The organism is Aerosakkonema sp. BLCC-F183 (assembly GCF_041929145.1).
Lineage (GTDB): Bacteria > Cyanobacteriota > Cyanobacteriia > Cyanobacteriales > Aerosakkonemataceae > Aerosakkonema.
This window is the reverse complement of sequence record NZ_JBHFNU010000085.1, coordinates 23,018-37,054: the sequence shown is the minus strand read 5'-3', so window position 1 is coordinate 37,054 and position 14,037 is coordinate 23,018. Positions and strand designations below refer to the sequence as shown.

Sequence of the window (14,037 nt, the reverse complement as noted above, 5' to 3'; positions counted from 1 at the left end):
CTCCGACTTCTTCAAGAAGTCGGAGATATAGACAGCAAGTTTTACTTATTCTAGAGGTATTCAACCATGAATAAAGACATTAACTTATATACGATCGGCTTTACCCAAAAAAGCGCCGAACAATTTTTCGAGACATTGCTGAAAGCAGGAGTAAAGCGAGTCATAGACACTCGGTTAAATAACGTTTCCCAATTAGCAGGATTTGCCAAACGCAAAGACTTAGAATATTTTCTCCGTAAAGTTGGCAATATCGAATACGTTCACATTTTAGACTTAGCACCCACTCAAGATATCTTAGATGATTATAAAAAGAAGAAAGGTGATTGGGAAACTTACGAGAAAAAATTTGTCGATTTAATCGCCAAACGCAAAATAGAGGAGAAAGTTTCACCCGATATTTTAGATGGAGGATGTCTGCTATGTAGCGAAGCAAAACCACATCACTGTCATCGCCGTTTAGTTGCCGAATATTTAAATAATAAGTGGGGAAACGTGAAAATATGCCATCTATGACACGGATAATTTGCCTTGCGAATTCCTGGAAGCGAGGCGAAAGGTGCATCGCCGGAATTACCCCAATGAAAGGACAGTGGATTCGTGCTGTTTCCGATTTACCAGATGGTAAAGTTACCAAGGAAATGCGACTGATTGGGGGAACAGAACCGGCATTATTAGATATTTTAGAAATTCCCTTAGCCAAAACTGGGCCTGATTATGGTTTTGAAAGCGAAAACCTTTCCATATTGCCGGGAAAATGGATGCGTTCCGGACAAGTTCCCGCAGCTTACCTCCGACAATATTGTAGCAAAGAAGAATATATTCTGCACAACGATTTGAGATATGTGGAAGTGCCTTATTTGCAATCGTTACCACTATCTCAGCGTCGCACCTTGGAACTGGTAAAAGCAGTAAAAATATCAGTTAATCCTCTTGGCGTGAAATATGAAGGCAGTCAAAAATGGTCTGGTACAATTGTCACTGCAAATAATCAAACATTGACAACAACTATCACCGATCCGGTATTTGTAAGGAAATTAGATTTAGGATATCGTCCCAAAAATCATTGTTTGGTAACAGTTAGTTTGAGTATGCCTTGGCGACCTCCCGACTGGGAAGGTGGCGATCCTTGCTGGAAATTGATTGCTGGTGTAATCGAGTTACCCGATTCTGGTAAAAAGAAAGTAGAAGTGAAAAGCGATGAATATAACGATCTGCCGTTTTGAATTTACGATGGTATAATGAGCATAAGTAGTCGCAACAAAGGAAGTGAAATTATGGCATCAGAAATTTATTCTTTGAGTGCCACCCAAACAAATGATTTACCCAGTTTATCACTGCCGGAATCATTTTATAAAGAGCATCCACAATGGATTAATGCCAGCGTTAAAATTGAGGTATTATCTGATAAAACTCTCCTGGTGAAGTTAGTACCTGAAGATGAGGATGATGAACAAGAGGAAGACCCCAAAATGTTGAAACTATTCCTAGATGCGCTGATGGCAGATGCGATAAAAGATCCATCTATTCTTGTGCCTTATACAGAGGAGATGAAAGCGGAAGCAGATGCACTTTTAGAAGGAGTCATAGTAGAAGAATGAGTTATCTTATTTTCAACGGGTGGAAGATCCGTTTCCACCCTTTATTCCGACAGCAATGGAATGATTTATTGAGCGATGCTACGAAGCTAAAAAACCGATTATCATCGACAGAATATCGCTCTCATCCAAGGGTCAAGTTATTTGCGGCAGTGAAGCTGGGAATTGAAGAAAAAATTCCCTCAGATCCTTTTTCTCTTCGTTTTTCCCTCAAGGATGACCTGCGGGGATACAGTCGTCTGAAAGGGATGGGTCTACCAAACAGGTATCGCCTGTTTTTTAGAGCATCCCAACTGGAAGATCAGAAAGAGGCAGATAGAATTAATCAGACGCTCGATGATGTAATTATTGTGGCATTTACCCCCTAGTCATCCTTGTGAATGTAGTTCCGATTGTTAGGATGCCAAGTTCCGATGTTTACAGTTGCAGGCAGCCCTGGGTGAAGTTCCAACAGGTAGATATGGAAGAGTTTAATAGGGAGGACTTCATTGACGATGAACACACCGTAATCATCCATCGGGTAATTGTCTAGGAAGAGTCTGACTAGAGGCTTCTGCATCACTTGTGCGTATAAACCTATCCAATCTTCATCTTCTGGCTCCACCAATGGGCAATAGCCACGGCTTCCATCCTCTTGTACATAAGCTCCTCGACCATAGTTGGAGTGCCATATCTTAAAATTTTCAGCCCCCTGCTTTCCTGTTTTCCCATCAAAACTCTTTACGTCGTAAGCGACTATTGTCAATTCATCAGAAGCTTTTTTCTGTTTTCTTTTAGTCATTTATTCACCTCTTTAGCAAGATAAAACATAATATATTATACCAAAAAAATCTGTAAAAAATTTTGATTTGTTCTTCACTGATTCTCAGTTCCATTTTATTTTTACCAACTATTGTAAAACTTGAACATGATTAAATTGCTTATTAATATCATAGCACTAAATTAAGCTAATGACACGATATACCGTTAAATAGTAAAATAATAGGGATAAATTTTTTTCTTATAAACCTAAAAAGGAAACATTGAAAGATGAACAATTTTACCTTTGACTACCCATCAAAACAAATAGGCCATTCTCTCATTTTACAAGCGGACTGTTTCGAGTGGCTAAATCGAATGCCAGAAAATAGCATTCATGCAGTTGTGACAGATCCGCCTTATGGCGTAAAAGAATACGATTTTGAGCAAATTGCCAAAAGGGAAAACGGAAATGGTGGAGTTTGGAGAATTCCACCTTCGTTTGATGGACATCAGCGATCGCCTTTGCCAAGATTTACCGCACTCACTCAAAAAGAAAGAGAAAAATTGAAATGCTTTTTCATCGAGTGGGCTAAATTAGTAGTGCGCGTAATCTTTCCTGGTGGTCATGTTTTTATTGCCAGTAATGCCTTTCTTTCTCAGTTAGTTTTTTCTGCTTTAGTTGAAGGTGGTTTAGAATTTCGCGGTGAATTAATTCGGCTGGTGAGAACGCTTCGCGGTGGCGATCGGCCCAAAAATGCCGAACAAGAATTTCCCAATGTATCATCAATGCCGCGTGGATGTTACGAACCTTGGGGTATTTTCCGCAAACCGATACCTTCAGGTATGAAAGTTAGTGATTGCTTGCGAAAATTCCAAACTGGAGGATTAAGAAGAAACCCCGATGGCAACCCATTCAATGATGTAATTTTCAGCGAACGAACACCTCAACAAGAACGGGAAATTGCCAATCATCCAAGTATCAAACCCCAGTCTTTTATGCGCCAAATAGTTTATGCTTCTCTTCCTCTTGGTGAAGGAATTATTGTTGACCCTTTTATGGGATCGGGTTCTACTGTAGCAGCAGCAGAAGCGGTGGGTGTTTCCTGTATTGGTATTGAGAGATATCCCGAATATTACGAGATGAGTTGCCTTGCTATTCCCAAACTGGCAGCATTGGATATTTCCAACCAAAAGAATGATTTAAAAAAGCCAATTGAAGAGATAGAACATCAGCAATTGACACTATGGTAAACTAGGGTCTTGATAAATCCAATTCGCGCTCATTTTCTGGTATCCAGAATTGTTAATACTAGCAGTAATAGTGCGACGACTATTTCCCGATCGCCCAGAAAAAGACCAATCATTTTTGGTCAGCATCGCCCCACAAACTTTCACAAAACGAAAAGGCTTTGGTTGAATATTCTTAACAGTATCACTAGGACGGTTGCTATCAAACACAAATACCATCAACCAAATTGCTTCGGGGTTATGACCTTGCCATCCTCTCAAATAACGAGAAGCCTTAACTTCTATACCTTCGCTAGCATATTGAACAGCATTATTAGGAAACATCCCTGTTGGAATTAGATCGGGATGTCCGTTATGATATTGATTTTTGGCAATAGTAGTACAATATTTAGGGATACTTGTAATCATAAACTCGCCCACTAAACTGCTAAAGTTAGCTGGCATTAGCATAGTCTCAAAGCGTTCTAATCCTCTTCCATATAGCTGTTGATTGATGAAACCTAAAAAATCTATAAAATCATTCATCGCCAGCCGAATATGTTCGGTGGTACAACTATAAGGTATATTCGCATTAGGATTAAATCCGTTAGGATCGACGGGGTGAGGTTGGCAGGCGATCGCATTCAAATTTACGCTCATTCATCCCTCCCTATTCTGCAATATTTCCCTAATCCTTTCCCGAAACAAACGGACAGCCGATCGCTGTCCAATACTAATACTTTGCTCGATAAATCCTGGCACTTCTGCAATAGGCAAAAATGGAAAAGCTAAACTTTTATCCGTTTGCTCGTATTTCCCTTCTACCAGTTGATAAACTTGCAGACTTTGATTACGATATCTCCACAATTCTGGCACTCCCAGAGAAGCATAAATTGTGAATTTATTCAATGAAGAACTTGTATAGTCTGATTCTATTGCTAAATCTGGTGGTGGATCGGTTTGCAAATCTATTATTTTGCTTCTGACTAGCGATTCATTTTGAATATAAAAGCAAGTATCTGGTTCGATCGCACGGCGTAAATCCTCCCGTTCGAGGAGTAATGCACCCAGTTCCATAGTTTCTATTTCTAGCTCATCTGCTATAGCTGTAACAAAATAAGCTAGCACTATCTTTGGTTGTTCGTGTTCTTGTAATGGCATCCTGATTTCTAACACTCCTTCATCATAAGCAATTCTCCACGCTCTACCGTCACCGACATCTGCCATCAATGCTTTATAAGTTTCCCATTTAATGCCATTCATCACAATACTGTTGCCAGGGGAAACTTTTTGTTTGGCAATTGTTGGCGTATTAACTGTTTGAACATTCATTTTTTATTCCTCTTGTTGGGAAACTTACTTAGAAACCCGGTTTCTCCAAGAAACCGGGTTTCTTTTCTAGACGGTTTCTCAAACCAAAATCGAGTTGCTAAATTTCCATTATACCTTATTTTTAGCAGCAGCAATAAAGTATTCAGGAATCCAAAAATTATCGATCGGCATCAAAATTGCCATAGGTATAAAGATATCAAATTCTTTTCCGCCTAAATTGGCAGGTGGGAGAAAACCAAAAAGTTGGCCATAGCCTAAAACATCAGCAACGATGTCATAGAAATCATCTTGAAATTCATCGATTCGGAGACAGCGTATTCCTCCTTCATTTTCGTAATATTCTTCTTCGCAAGGGGTGAATTGTGAAGGTTTAATCCACTCCAAGAGATAATCCAAACGCTCGAACTCATCAATGGGAACGATCGCTGCTACCTCTTCTCCTGCTTGCAGCAAAACAATGCGCGATCGATTTAACATCACTTGCGCGATCGCATCCATTAAATCATCCTTCACTTCCTCAATTGTTAAACGAATAAATCCCTCATCCTCACCCACAGAATTTTTAAGCATCTTCGATATCCAGTAGTGCAGAATAGATTAAGTAATTCCAAGACTAACGCAAATACCTATCTCAAAAACCGCCTCTATGACTCATCCCTTCCTCCAACGCCTGCACAGTCCCGATCGCCCCGTCATCGTCTTCGATGGTGCGATGGGAACTAACTTGCAAAAGCAAAATCTCACTGCCGCTGACTTCGGTGGCCCAGAATATGAAGGTTGCAACGAATACCTCGTCCATACTAAACCCGAAGCAGTCGCGATCGTACATCGCGACTTTCTCGCTGCTGGTGCAGATGTGATCGAGACTGATACCTTTGGCGGCACTTCTGTGGTGTTGGCAGAGTATGATTTGGCGGATAAAGCGTATTACCTCAACAAAACTGCGGCGGAACTCGCCAAGCGCGTCGCCAATGAATTTTCCACGCCAGAGAAACCTCGCTTTGTGGCAGGTTCGATCGGCCCCGGTACAAAACTACCTACCCTGGGACATATCGATTTTGACACGCTCAAAACTGCATTTACCGAACAAGCAGAAGGACTTTTCGATGGCGGCGTTGATTTGTTCATCGTGGAAACTTGTCAGGATGTGCTGCAAATCAAGGCGGCGCTGAATGCGATCGAAGATCTTTTCCAGAAAAAAGAACAGCGCATCCCCCTGATGGTTTCGGTAACAATGGAAACTACGGGTACAATGCTCGTCGGTTCCGATATCAGTGCAGTGCTGACCATTTTGCAACCTTATGCGATCGACATTCTCGGTCTGAACTGCGCCACCGGGCCAGATAGAATGGCCGAACACATCAAATATCTGTGCGAAAATTCCCCCTTCGTCGTTTCCTGCGTCCCCAACGCTGGTTTACCCGAAAACATCGGCGGTCACGCACATTACAAACTCACCCCGATGGAATTACGGATGGCGCTAACCAAATTCGTCGAAGATTGGGGCGTGCAAGTCATCGGCGGTTGTTGCGGTACTCGCCCCGACCATATTCAAGCATTAGCAGAAATCGGCCAAACTCTCAAACCGAAAGAACGCCATCCCAACTACGAACCATCGGCAGCATCGATTTATACCGCACAGCCCTACGAGCAAGATAACTCATTCTTGATTGTAGGCGAACGCCTCAACGCCAGCGGTTCTAAAAAGTGTCGCGACTTGCTAAACGCCGAAGATTGGGATGGATTGGTATCTTTGGCCAAAGCCCAAGTGCGGGAAGGGGCGCACGTTCTCGACGTAAACGTGGATTACGTGGGACGCGATGGCGTGCGAGACATGAGGGAATTGGCATCAAGGCTAGTAACAAATGTTACCTTACCCCTGATGCTCGACTCCACCGAATGGGAAAAAATGGAAGCGGGGCTGAAAGTTGTCGGGGGTAAGTGTATACTTAACTCGACTAACTATGAAGATGGCGAACCGCGTTTCTTAAAAGTTTTGGAGTTAGCGAAAAAATATGGTGCTGGTGTAGTAATCGGTACAATTGATGAAGATGGAATGGCAAGAACGGCAGAGAAAAAATTTCAAATTGCCCAACGCGCCTATCGCCAAGCTGTAGAATATGGTATCCCACCCGAAGAAATCTTTTTCGATACTTTAGCATTGCCAATTTCAACTGGTATTGAAGAAGATCGGGCTAACGGAAAAGCTACAATTGAATCTATCCGTCGCATCCGGCAAGAATTACCGGGATGTCATATTCTGCTGGGCGTTTCTAACGTTTCCTTCGGTTTGAATCCGGCGGCGAGAGTTGTGCTGAATTCCATGTTTTTGCATGAAGCAATGGCAGTGGGAATGGATGCAGCAATTGTCAGCGCCAGCAAGATTTTGCCCTTAGCGAAAATTGAACCGGAACATCAAGAAGTTTGTCGAAAATTAATTTATGACGAAAGGCAATTTGATGGGGATGTGTGCGTTTACGATCCTTTGGCAGAGTTAACTAGGCTATTTGAAGGGAAGACGACAAAACGCGATCGCACTGAAGACAATAACCTCCCGGTAGAAGAACGCCTCAAGCAACATATCATCGACGGCGAACGCATCGGCTTGGAAGAACAACTGAAAAAAGCACTAGAAAAATATCGTCCTCTCGATATTATCAACACCTTCTTGCTAGATGGGATGAAAGTAGTAGGCGAGTTGTTTGGATCGGGACAAATGCAATTACCTTTCGTATTGCAATCAGCCGAAACGATGAAAGCAGCCGTCGCCTACTTGGAACCTTTCATGGAAAAGCAAGAAGCGGGTAATAATGCCAAGGGAACATTCATAATTGCCACCGTCAAAGGTGATGTTCACGATATTGGTAAAAACCTGGTGGATATCATTCTTTCTAATAACGGCTACAAAGTTATTAACCTTGGAATTAAACAGCCAGTTGATAACATCATTGAAGCTTACCAACAGCATAAAGCAGATTGCATTGCGATGAGTGGATTGCTGGTAAAATCAACTGCATTTATGAAGGAAAATTTGGAGGTATTTAACGAACGGGGAATTACTGTACCAGTAATTTTAGGTGGTGCGGCGCTGACTCCCAAATTTGTCCATGATGATTGTCAGAATACCTATAAAGGTAAAGTGATTTATGGCAAAGATGCGTTTGCGGATTTGCATTTTATGGATAAATTGATGCCTGCTAAAGCTGCTGGAAATTGGGATGATTTGCAGGGATTTTTGGATGAAACCGCAGATGCACGCAGATTAACGCAGATTAAAGAGAAATCTGTGAGTGAGTCTAATGGTGATGTTGCAGTCAAGGAACCGCAAGAGATTGATACCAGGCGTTCTGAGGCTGTGGAAGTGGATATTGAACGTCCTACTCCTCCTTTCTGGGGAACGCAAGTTTTGATGCCGGAAGATATCTCTTTAGAGGAGATTTTCTGGTATTTGGATTTGCAAGCTTTGATTGCTGGGCAATGGCAATTCCGCAAACCAAAAGAACAATCAAGGGAAGAGTACGATCGGTTTTTAGCTGAGAAAGTTTATCCTGTTTTAGAACAGTGGAAGCACCGAGTTATTGAGGAAAAATTATTGCATCCTCAAGTAGTTTACGGTTATTTCCCTTGCCAGTCTGAAGGAAACTCGCTGCATATTTACGATGCAGAAGAATGGAAGAACGGGCAGAAAAAGCAAGTTGCTACCTTCAACTTCCCCCGTCAAAAGTCATTGCGCCGTTTGTGTATTGCTGATTTCTTTGCACCTGTGGAATCTGGGCAAATTGATGTGTTTCCGATGCAGGCGGTAACGGTGGGGAATATTGCGACGGAGTTTGCCCAGAAATTGTTTGCAGATAATCAATATACCGATTATTTGTATTTTCATGGTTTAGCGGTGCAAACTGCGGAAGCTGTGGCGGAATGGCTACACGCCCGTATTCGTCGCGAGTTGGGTTTTGGTAGCGAAGAACCGAATAATATTCGCGATATGCTTGCACAACGTTATCGCGGTTCTCGATATAGTTTTGGATATCCGGCTTGTCCGAATATTCAGGATCAGTATAAACAGTTGGAATTGTTGGGGGCAGATCGCATCAATCTTTATATGGATGAAAGCGAACAAATTTACCCCGAACAATCTACTACTGCGATTATCACTTATCACCCAGTCGCGAAATACTTCACCGCTTAATTAGTAGTAGGGTGGGCATTGCCCACCTTACTTTGGGTGCGAATTGGCAGCTATAATTGAAATGCAGACAACGAAATGAGGATAATATGGCAGAACTAAAGATTATTTGCGAGTATCCAGACTCGTTAAAGCAATTCATAGAGGAAGCACTGTCAAAAAGAATTGCATCGCTTAAAGATGGCATTCGACGCACGGAAGAACGGATTAAGGAATTTGAAAGTAAATATCAAATGCCTACAGAAGAGTTTCTGCTTCGGTATGAAAATGATGAAATTCAGGAGACTTTAGAAATAGATGAGTGGATTGGCGAATCTTTGATGTTGAAAGGGCTACAAGAAGATTTAACTACATTGAGAGGAATTGAATTTGTTAATTGAGGACTATTTTCAGGAAATCCGCAATATTATTGACACTTGTTCCGTAGTGCGATCGAGCAACGTCAATTACGAAACGCGAAGCAATTATAGAGGCTTCATTCGTGGTGAACTCAACTTTTCAGATGGTTCTGTTCTTTACCTGCCTGAGTTTGTGGATGTTAAAACAATGCTCGATCGGGAAATGTACTCATATCATTATGAAGATGCCTCGAAAAATTTGATTTTTCGCTATGACAATACGAGGCATCACAAAAAACTGAATCTCCCAAATTATCCGCATCATAAACATGATGGAAGCGAAGAGAATGTAATTTCCTCAAACGCGCCTATGCTGGCAGATGTATTGAATGAGATTGTGGTATTGTTGAGATAGTGTGGCATTTTTCATGGTTTATTAACCGTCCTGTATAATGAAAACACCGATAACGATCGAGAGGATAATATGGCAGAGCTTAAGATTATTTGCGAGTATCCAGACTCGTTAAAGCAATTCATAGAAGAAGCACTATCAAAAAGAATTGCATCGCTTAAAGATGGCATTCAACGCACGGAAGAACGCCTTCAAGAATTTGAAAGTAAATATCAAATGTCTACAGAAGAGTTTTTGCGACGCTTTGAAAATGATGAACTTCAACATCGATTAGATATGGAATTTGATGAGTGGGTTGGAGAATCTCGAATGCTGAAAATGCTAGACGACAAAGTAAATAAATTAAGGGTGGTTGAGTTTGTTAATTGAAAACTATTTCCAGCAACTTAGGGAGGTAATTGAATCCTGTACATTAGTGCAGTCGTTCAACCTCATACCTGAAACAAGAGGCGAGTCAGAAGGGTTTATTCGTGGCGTAATCAACTTCACAGATGGTTCAATACTTTATTTGCGTGAGTTTGTGAATGTTGAAACGACTATCAGCCGCGAAATGTATTCATATCAGTACATGGATGCCTCAAAAAATCTGATTTTTCGCTATGACAACGTGGAACATCACAAAAAATTGAATCTTCTAAATTATCCGCATCATAAACATGATGGCAACGAGGAGAATGTAATTTCCTCAAACGCGCCTATTTTGGCAGATGTATTGAATGAGATTGAGAGTTTGTTGGGATAGGGCGATCGCACCTCACCCCACTAAGATAAACATTCCCCAACCTACGCTAATTTCTATGCCGTTGCTGCCTTTTTCTCCAATTCATCTTTTGATCGATTTGTCTCAGACTGAGATATTTCTGAGTCAGCAATATCATCCTCGAAAACTTCCGGGCAGTATTTTTTCAGATTCGCTAAAAACTGCTCGGTAGTTATCTCTGCAAAATGGTTGTAAAGAATATCAGCACACTTTTTCGGATCTAGCATTATTTAATTCTTCCTTCCGTTTCTATAAAAGTCGATTCTTCTTTTGATTCATCTGTCTCAGACTGAGCTATTTCTGATTCAGCAACATCATCGAAAACTTCCGGGCAGTATTTTTTCAGATTCGCTAAAAACTGCTCAGGTGTAACCTCTGCAAAATGCTTGCTCAGAATTTCACCAAACTCTTTCGGATCTAGCATGATTGAATTTTATGTACAATTTGCGATATTATTCTTTCCCATTGGTTTCTGGACTTTGTACTTGTATATCTTGGAATATTGTAGAATCCGAAGTAGTAGGAGTTACTATCCTGAGATTAATATCAAGTATCAATTGATTTTTTTCTAGAGTTATATTGGCCTGTTTAACCAAAAGCTTCAACGATACCCCATCATTTAACTGATATTCAGAAGCTACCTGATTTTTATACCCGGCTTCTTCCAACCAGTGTGTAATATTTCTCCAGTTATCTATCTTTTCTTCGGTATTTTTGCCAAGAAGATTTTTAACGTAATTGTATATTGTTTTACTAAGATCTACTCCAACTCCCTTAATATCTTTATCCAGTTTTTCAGCAATCTCTGCCGGACTATAGCCGCAAAGTAAACCGCGTAGACGTAGTTCTTCAACAGGTGTTAAAGGTTTTCCTTTGGCAGAACTAAGGTCTTTATACAGCCTTTCTAAATTCCAGTGAATAGCTGCTTCTGAAAACGGATCGCGTGTAGGTGCCATAAAGTGAGTGTCCTAGAAAAGTTCCTAACTTAATCCTATCTTATTCCTAGCGTTAGCTGGATGGCAACCCTAGTTTTTCTAGCTTAAGATAGAGTAAAGTTTACTTTTTCTAGTTTAGGTTAGAGCAAATTTAACCCACTAAAGGAGAAAGACATGAGTCATGGTAGTGACCCCGTAATTACCGTAGCTACGATTGCCGTCGGTAGTGCAGCTGTTTGGACAGGAACTTACGCCGGAGCGCGAAACAAAGGTAAGACACACGAGCAAGCTTGTCATAGAGCAAATGAGAAACTCACAGAGGTTATTCATCATATAGGACACGAGAAAGCGCAAGAGGCTCGCTTAGGAGCTATGCGTAATCTATACACATAGCTTTCCTTAGTACCGTACCTATCCAAAAACTTACCAAAATGCTTATTGCAACTGAAAGTTACTCATGTTTTTGGATAGGTTTTTCCAACTAAATAAACACGAGCTTTTCCTCTTGTAAGTTTTGTCAATTCCTTTATTTCACACCTGTTCGGTAGAAAATTATGAAACCTAAAGCTGTTATACCTTTGATAGTGTTAGCACTGATTGTGCTTTTCATTATTGTTTTTATTAGAAGCTTCTTGGGAGCATAAGTTTATATCAGAGATTGGATAATAGATGAAGCGATCGCACTCCCCATCACCACAAAAAATGCGTTGGCTTAGCCTGCGCGTAGCGCGTATCGCACCTCCTATCAGAATTCTTCCAAATTAATTAGTGTTTTTATCAAAATTTTTGGATTATAATAGGATGTATGTATATTTAATTATAAAATAATCCCAAAAAATCCTTACTTATCTAGCCATTTTGAACTATGATCGATTCTCTCAATGTAGCTCGCTACTTCATTATAAAAGCTTACGAGGACAAATCAGATTGATGTATTTAGTCAATCCGACTGCTTGTGTAATTAAACTTGTATGGATTTATAGTCACGAACAGTTTGCCAAACGTCCTGCTGACAAAGATTTAAAGAATGTGAGCAAAGAAATATTAGATATTTAGCTATTTACATAAAGGTATGTAGTTGCGCTTTATCGCTCTTATTACACGTGTAATAAGTTCGCTAAAGCTCAGCTACGTACCAAAAATTGGATCGCACCTCCTCCTCACAACCCCTACAACTCAATCCCTCTTTCCCTCAACAACGCCTCCAAAGCTTGATAACGCTGCCTTTCCGCCTCTAACTGTCTCTCTGCTTCATCAGCACGTTGTTTTTCCTGTTCTGCACGTTGCTTTTCCTGTTCCGCACGCTGTTTTTCCTGTTCCTTCAATTGCGCTAGTTCCACAAAGGTTAGAAACTTTTCTCCTGAAGGCGTAAAAATTTCCAAATTATCAGGTGTCATTTCAAATCTTACTCCCAAACGCGGACTCACCCAACCGTTTGTTTCGTCAATTAATTCTAACTGATTTTCAGAACGCAACCAACCAATTAATTCAACATCATCTGGCTCATAAACATAATATTCTTCCACGCCATAGCGTTCATAGAATTTCAATTTATGCGCCATTGCTTTCAGACGATTACCAGGCGATAATATTTCAAACACCACTTGCGGCGCAATATTATCTTCTTCCCATTGTTTGTAAGAACCTCGATCGCCTTTTGGTCTGCCAAACACAACCATTGCATCTGGTGCTTGCCGAGTTTTGTTATCTCCTTCCACCGGATACCAAAGCAAATCACCTGCGACAAACACATTCGGGTCATCAGCAAACAATAATTCTAAATTTTCTTTAATTACCACGATCCAGCGAAATTGTTTGGTGTTGTCTGCCATTGCTTGACCGTCGCTTTCGGGGTAGATAATAGTTGGTGTGGTATCAGTTGGCAATTGTTGTACCATTCTGTTATACCTGAGTTGGTTTGAGGTTGTTGTCTTATTGTATCCTTGGCTTCTTTAGAATCTCAATTAAAAGCAAACGTTAAAACTATGAAACTTGAAAGTGATGCTTTTTCCGCCAATGGCACGATTCCAGCCAAATATACTTGCGATCGCCAAGATTTTTCGCCACCCCTGAAGTGGGATGCACCACCGACGGGAACGCAAAGTCTGGCTTTAATTGTCGATGACCCCGATGCACCGATGGGAATTTTTGTGCATTGGGTTCTTTACGATTTACCTCCTGAAATCACAAGCTTACCGGAAGCAGTTCCCAACGACGCAACGCTGGCAAGTGGGGGCACTCACGGTAAAAATGATTTTGGTAAATTGGGTTATGGTGGCCCTTGTCCGCCTAGCGGCACGCACCGTTACTTTTTCAAATTATACGCTTTAGACCGATATTTAGAATTGGCGTCGGGTGCGACTAAAGAACAATTGGAAGCTGCAATGAACGGTCATATTCTCGCAGCAGCAGAACTAATCGGACGATATTCGCGACAGCGTTAATTTTTTCTATTGCGAAATCACAAAAAAGCACCTTTTTTAAGGTGCTAAAAAGAACTACGATCGCTTC

General features: G+C 41.0%; 20 protein-coding genes. 12 read left to right on the top strand and 8 right to left on the bottom strand.

Annotated elements, in window-relative coordinates:
* The first annotated feature begins 66 nt into the window (after positions 1-66).
* The 4 genes from ACE1CD_RS24730 to ACE1CD_RS24715 are packed head-to-tail and all read left to right on the top strand — an operon-like array spanning position 67 to position 1,963.
* A complete protein-coding gene (locus tag ACE1CD_RS24730; protein WP_374826550.1) occupies positions 67-513 on the top strand; it encodes a DUF488 family protein in 447 nt (148 codons plus the stop codon).
* A complete protein-coding gene (locus tag ACE1CD_RS24725; protein WP_374795797.1) occupies positions 501-1,223 on the top strand; it encodes a hypothetical protein in 723 nt (240 codons plus the stop codon). The genes ACE1CD_RS24730 and ACE1CD_RS24725 overlap by 13 nt, the downstream gene beginning before the upstream one ends.
* A 51-nt stretch (positions 1,224-1,274) precedes the next feature.
* Positions 1,275-1,598: a hypothetical protein gene (locus tag ACE1CD_RS24720; protein ID WP_374826549.1), complete on the top strand. Its 324-nt coding sequence runs from the start codon at positions 1,275-1,277 to the stop codon at positions 1,596-1,598.
* Positions 1,595-1,963, top strand: coding sequence for a type II toxin-antitoxin system YhaV family toxin (locus ACE1CD_RS24715; protein WP_374826548.1), 369 nt, complete (start codon positions 1,595-1,597; stop codon positions 1,961-1,963). Before ACE1CD_RS24720 ends, ACE1CD_RS24715 begins: the two co-directional genes overlap by 4 nt.
* On the opposite strand, the gene ACE1CD_RS24710 is transcribed toward ACE1CD_RS24715, so the two are convergent.
* Positions 1,960-2,376, bottom strand: coding sequence for a hypothetical protein (locus ACE1CD_RS24710; RefSeq protein WP_374826547.1), 417 nt, complete (start codon positions 2,374-2,376; stop codon positions 1,960-1,962). The two genes, ACE1CD_RS24715 and ACE1CD_RS24710, sit on opposite strands and share 4 nt — an antisense overlap.
* 248 nt (positions 2,377-2,624) lie before the next feature.
* Here ACE1CD_RS24710 and ACE1CD_RS24705 point away from each other — a divergent pair, with 248 nt between their 5' ends.
* Entirely contained in the window at positions 2,625-3,587 is a 963-nt protein-coding gene (locus ACE1CD_RS24705; RefSeq protein WP_374826546.1) for a DNA-methyltransferase, read from the top strand.
* Here the strand turns inward: ACE1CD_RS24705 and ACE1CD_RS24700 are convergent.
* The 3 genes from ACE1CD_RS24700 to ACE1CD_RS24690 all read right to left on the bottom strand — a co-directional run bounded on the left by ACE1CD_RS24700 (position 3,579) and on the right by ACE1CD_RS24690 (position 5,465).
* Positions 3,579-4,223, bottom strand: a complete 645-nt coding sequence (locus ACE1CD_RS24700; protein ID WP_374826545.1) for a hypothetical protein — start codon at positions 4,221-4,223, stop codon at positions 3,579-3,581. The two genes, ACE1CD_RS24705 and ACE1CD_RS24700, sit on opposite strands and share 9 nt — an antisense overlap.
* Positions 4,224-4,895 (bottom strand): Uma2 family endonuclease, encoded by a 672-nt coding sequence (locus ACE1CD_RS24695; RefSeq protein WP_374826544.1) that lies wholly within the window; start codon positions 4,893-4,895, stop codon positions 4,224-4,226. It lies immediately after the preceding gene.
* A 108-nt stretch (positions 4,896-5,003) separates the two neighbouring features.
* Positions 5,004-5,465: a type II toxin-antitoxin system Phd/YefM family antitoxin gene (locus ACE1CD_RS24690; protein WP_374826543.1), complete on the bottom strand. Its 462-nt coding sequence runs from the start codon at positions 5,463-5,465 to the stop codon at positions 5,004-5,006.
* Between the two features lie 76 nt (positions 5,466-5,541).
* On the opposite strand from ACE1CD_RS24690, the gene metH reads away from it, so the two are divergent.
* The 5 genes from metH (at position 5,542) to ACE1CD_RS24665 (ending at position 10,573) form a co-directional block, all read left to right on the top strand.
* A complete protein-coding gene (gene metH, locus ACE1CD_RS24685) occupies positions 5,542-9,084 on the top strand; it encodes a methionine synthase (protein WP_374826542.1) in 3,543 nt (1,180 codons plus the stop codon).
* A gap of 86 nt (positions 9,085-9,170) precedes the next feature.
* Positions 9,171-9,461, top strand: coding sequence for a hypothetical protein (locus tag ACE1CD_RS24680; protein WP_374826541.1), 291 nt, complete (start codon positions 9,171-9,173; stop codon positions 9,459-9,461).
* The gene (locus ACE1CD_RS24675) at positions 9,451-9,834 is read left to right on the top strand and encodes a DUF6516 family protein (RefSeq protein ID WP_374826540.1); all 384 of its coding nucleotides are present in this window, start codon (positions 9,451-9,453) and stop codon (positions 9,832-9,834) included. Before ACE1CD_RS24680 ends, ACE1CD_RS24675 begins: the two co-directional genes overlap by 11 nt.
* A 69-nt stretch (positions 9,835-9,903) precedes the next feature.
* Positions 9,904-10,200, top strand: coding sequence for a hypothetical protein (locus tag ACE1CD_RS24670; protein ID WP_374826539.1), 297 nt, complete (start codon positions 9,904-9,906; stop codon positions 10,198-10,200).
* Positions 10,190-10,573 carry a DUF6516 family protein gene (locus ACE1CD_RS24665; RefSeq protein WP_374826538.1) on the top strand — a complete coding sequence of 128 codons (384 nt, stop codon included), beginning with the start codon at positions 10,190-10,192 and terminating at the stop codon, positions 10,571-10,573. The genes ACE1CD_RS24670 and ACE1CD_RS24665 overlap by 11 nt, the downstream gene beginning before the upstream one ends.
* Positions 10,574-10,626: 53 nt before the next feature.
* Here the strand turns inward: ACE1CD_RS24665 and ACE1CD_RS24660 are convergent, their stop codons facing one another.
* The 3 genes from ACE1CD_RS24660 to ACE1CD_RS24650 are packed head-to-tail and all read right to left on the bottom strand — an operon-like array spanning position 10,627 to position 11,547.
* On the bottom strand, positions 10,627-10,818 hold the full coding sequence (locus ACE1CD_RS24660; protein WP_374826537.1) for a hypothetical protein: 192 nt from the start codon (positions 10,816-10,818) through the stop codon (positions 10,627-10,629).
* A complete protein-coding gene (locus ACE1CD_RS24655) occupies positions 10,818-11,015 on the bottom strand; it encodes a hypothetical protein (protein WP_374826536.1) in 198 nt (65 codons plus the stop codon). The genes ACE1CD_RS24660 and ACE1CD_RS24655 overlap by 1 nt, the downstream gene beginning before the upstream one ends.
* A 28-nt stretch (positions 11,016-11,043) precedes the next feature.
* Positions 11,044-11,547, bottom strand: a complete 504-nt coding sequence (locus ACE1CD_RS24650) for a helix-turn-helix domain-containing protein (RefSeq protein WP_374826535.1) — start codon at positions 11,545-11,547, stop codon at positions 11,044-11,046.
* A 153-nt stretch (positions 11,548-11,700) separates the two neighbouring features.
* Between ACE1CD_RS24650 and ACE1CD_RS24645 the strand changes: the two genes are divergently transcribed.
* Complete coding sequence (locus tag ACE1CD_RS24645; protein WP_374826534.1) at positions 11,701-11,919, top strand: hypothetical protein; 219 nt, start codon at positions 11,701-11,703, stop codon at positions 11,917-11,919.
* A gap of 776 nt (positions 11,920-12,695) precedes the next feature.
* Here ACE1CD_RS24645 and ACE1CD_RS24640 read toward each other — a convergent pair.
* Entirely contained in the window at positions 12,696-13,424 is a 729-nt protein-coding gene (locus ACE1CD_RS24640; protein WP_374826533.1) for a Uma2 family endonuclease, read from the bottom strand.
* An 87-nt stretch (positions 13,425-13,511) separates the two neighbouring features.
* On the opposite strand from ACE1CD_RS24640, the gene ACE1CD_RS24635 reads away from it, so the two are divergent.
* Positions 13,512-13,970, top strand: a complete 459-nt coding sequence (locus ACE1CD_RS24635) for a YbhB/YbcL family Raf kinase inhibitor-like protein (RefSeq protein ID WP_374826532.1) — start codon at positions 13,512-13,514, stop codon at positions 13,968-13,970.
* Positions 13,971-14,037 lie beyond the last annotated feature (67 nt).

Bases quoted from the DNA above. Each gene is read 5' to 3' on its own strand.
- ACE1CD_RS24730 (WP_374826550.1), top strand. From the start codon at position 67: ATGAATAAAGACATTAACTTATATACGATCGGCTTTACCCAAAAAAGC.
- ACE1CD_RS24725 (WP_374795797.1), top strand. From the start codon at position 501: ATGCCATCTATGACACGGATAATTTGCCTTGCGAATTCCTGGAAGCGA.
- ACE1CD_RS24720 (WP_374826549.1), top strand. From the start codon at position 1,275: ATGGCATCAGAAATTTATTCTTTGAGTGCCACCCAAACAAATGATTTA.
- ACE1CD_RS24715 (WP_374826548.1), top strand. From the start codon at position 1,595: ATGAGTTATCTTATTTTCAACGGGTGGAAGATCCGTTTCCACCCTTTA.
- ACE1CD_RS24710 (WP_374826547.1), bottom strand. From the start codon at position 2,376: ATGACTAAAAGAAAACAGAAAAAAGCTTCTGATGAATTGACAATAGTC.
- ACE1CD_RS24705 (WP_374826546.1), top strand. From the start codon at position 2,625: ATGAACAATTTTACCTTTGACTACCCATCAAAACAAATAGGCCATTCT.
- ACE1CD_RS24700 (WP_374826545.1), bottom strand. From the start codon at position 4,223: ATGAGCGTAAATTTGAATGCGATCGCCTGCCAACCTCACCCCGTCGAT.
- ACE1CD_RS24695 (WP_374826544.1), bottom strand. From the start codon at position 4,895: ATGAATGTTCAAACAGTTAATACGCCAACAATTGCCAAACAAAAAGTT.
- ACE1CD_RS24690 (WP_374826543.1), bottom strand. From the start codon at position 5,465: ATGCTTAAAAATTCTGTGGGTGAGGATGAGGGATTTATTCGTTTAACA.
- metH (WP_374826542.1), top strand. From the start codon at position 5,542: ATGACTCATCCCTTCCTCCAACGCCTGCACAGTCCCGATCGCCCCGTC.
- ACE1CD_RS24680 (WP_374826541.1), top strand. From the start codon at position 9,171: ATGGCAGAACTAAAGATTATTTGCGAGTATCCAGACTCGTTAAAGCAA.
- ACE1CD_RS24670 (WP_374826539.1), top strand. From the start codon at position 9,904: ATGGCAGAGCTTAAGATTATTTGCGAGTATCCAGACTCGTTAAAGCAA.
- ACE1CD_RS24660 (WP_374826537.1), bottom strand. From the start codon at position 10,818: ATGCTAGATCCGAAAAAGTGTGCTGATATTCTTTACAACCATTTTGCA.
- ACE1CD_RS24655 (WP_374826536.1), bottom strand. From the start codon at position 11,015: ATGCTAGATCCGAAAGAGTTTGGTGAAATTCTGAGCAAGCATTTTGCA.
- ACE1CD_RS24650 (WP_374826535.1), bottom strand. From the start codon at position 11,547: ATGGCACCTACACGCGATCCGTTTTCAGAAGCAGCTATTCACTGGAAT.
- ACE1CD_RS24645 (WP_374826534.1), top strand. From the start codon at position 11,701: ATGAGTCATGGTAGTGACCCCGTAATTACCGTAGCTACGATTGCCGTC.
- ACE1CD_RS24640 (WP_374826533.1), bottom strand. From the start codon at position 13,424: ATGGTACAACAATTGCCAACTGATACCACACCAACTATTATCTACCCC.
- ACE1CD_RS24635 (WP_374826532.1), top strand. From the start codon at position 13,512: ATGAAACTTGAAAGTGATGCTTTTTCCGCCAATGGCACGATTCCAGCC.